The sequence below is a fragment of the Thermoflavimicrobium daqui genome (assembly GCF_003313465.1).
Classification (GTDB): domain Bacteria; phylum Bacillota; class Bacilli; order Thermoactinomycetales; family Thermoactinomycetaceae; genus Thermoflavimicrobium; species Thermoflavimicrobium daqui.
The window spans coordinates 1-1,844 of record NZ_KZ845699.1; the positions used below are offsets into that span (position 1 = coordinate 1).

A 1,844-nucleotide genomic window follows, 5' to 3' on the forward strand; every position below is an offset into this window, starting at 1 on the left:
CGCGCGATTTCCAACCGCGCTGAGGGAACCTTGGAGCGCCTCCGTTACCTTTTAGGAGGCGACCGCCCCAGTCAAACTGCCCACCTGACACGGTCCTCGGACCGGATCACGGCCCTGAGTTAGAACCCCGATACGACCAGAGTGGTATCCCACCGATGTCTCCACCGAAGCTGGCGCTCCGGATTCAGCGACTCCCACCTATCCTGTACAAGTCGTACCTAGATTCAATGTCAAGCTACAGTAAAGCTCCACGGGGTCTTTCCGTCTTGTCGCGGGTAACCAGCATCTTCACTGGTAATACAATTTCACCGGGTCTCTTGTTGAGACAGCGCCCAGATCGTTACGCCTTTCGTGCGGGTCGGAACTTACCCGACAAGGAATTTCGCTACCTTAGGACCGTTATAGTTACGGCCGCCGTTTACTGGGGCTTCGGTTCAGAGCTTCGCGATCGAAGATCGCTAACCCTTCCCCATAACCTTCCAGCACCGGGCAGGCGTCAGCCCCTATACATCGCCTTACGGCTTCGCAGAGACCTGTGTTTTTGCTAAACAGTCGCCTGGGCCTCTTCACTGCGGCCCCCTCGGGCTATGAACCCTAACGGGGCACCCCTTCTCCCGAAGTTACGGGGTCATTTTGCCGAGTTCCTTAACAAGAGTTCTCCCGAGCACCTTAGGATTCTCTCCTCGCCTACCTGTGTCGGTTTGCGGTACGGGCACCTATTTACTCCTAGAGGCTTTTCTTGGCAGTGTGAGATCAGGAACTTCGGTACTGTAAATTTCCCTCGCATTCATAGCCTAGCCTTAAGAAGAGACGGATTTGCCAATCTCTTCAGCCTCACTATTTAGACGCACATCCAGTCGTGCGCTTCCCTACCCTCCTGCGTCCCCCCATCGTACAAACGCAAATAGGTGGTACAGGAATATCAACCTGTTGTCCATCGCCTACGCCTTTCGGCCTCAGCTTAGGTCCCGACTAACCCTGAGCGGACGAACCTTCCTCAGGAAACCTTAGGCTTACGGTGGAGGGGATTCTCACCCCTCTTTTCGTTACTCATACCGGCATTCTCACTTCCAAGCGCTCCACAGTCGCTTACGCTTCTGCTTCACCGCCCTTGGAACGCTCCCCTACCATCGTATCACATTCACTCCAGCTTCAAGCTTTAGCTGAAGGCTCATTTGGCTGAAAACCGGATTTAAAACGAAAGAAGTTTTCAGCATAAATGTAAATGAATTCAGCAAAAAATCTCAAAGACAGAGTGAATGTGACACGATCCACAGCTTCGGTGAACGCTTTAGCCCCGTTACATTTTCGGCGCAGAGTCACTTGACCAGTGAGCTATTACGCACTCTTTGAATGATGGCTGCTTCTAAGCCAACATCCTGGTTGTCTAGGCAACTCCACATCCTTTGCCACTTAAGCGTTACTTAGGGACCTTAGCTGGTGGTCTGGGCTGTTTCCCTTTCGACTACGGATCTTAGCACTCGCAGTCTGACTCCTGGAGTAGAAGAAGATGGCATTCGGAGTTTAACTGAGTTCGGTAACCCGGTGAGGGCCCCTAGCCCAATTAGTGCTCTACCTCCAACTCTCAATTCTCCAAGGCTAGCCCTAAAGCTATTTCGGGGAGAACCAGCTATCTCCGAGTTCGATTGGAATTTCTCCGCTACCCACACCTCATCCTATGGTTTTTCAACACCAAAAGGTTCGGGCCTCCATTCCGTGTTACCGGAACTTCACCCTGGACATGGGTAGATCACTCGGTTTCGGGTCGACAGCTACGTACTAAAGCGCCCTATTCAGACTCGCTTTCGCTACGGCTCCAGCTTTACACTTTAACCTTGCACGCA

1 rRNA gene is annotated in these 1,844 nt (G+C 52.5%); it reads right to left on the bottom strand.

Annotated features, from left to right (window positions below):
* A 23S ribosomal RNA gene (locus DL897_RS17975) occupies positions 1-1,844 on the bottom strand; the annotation flags it as partial.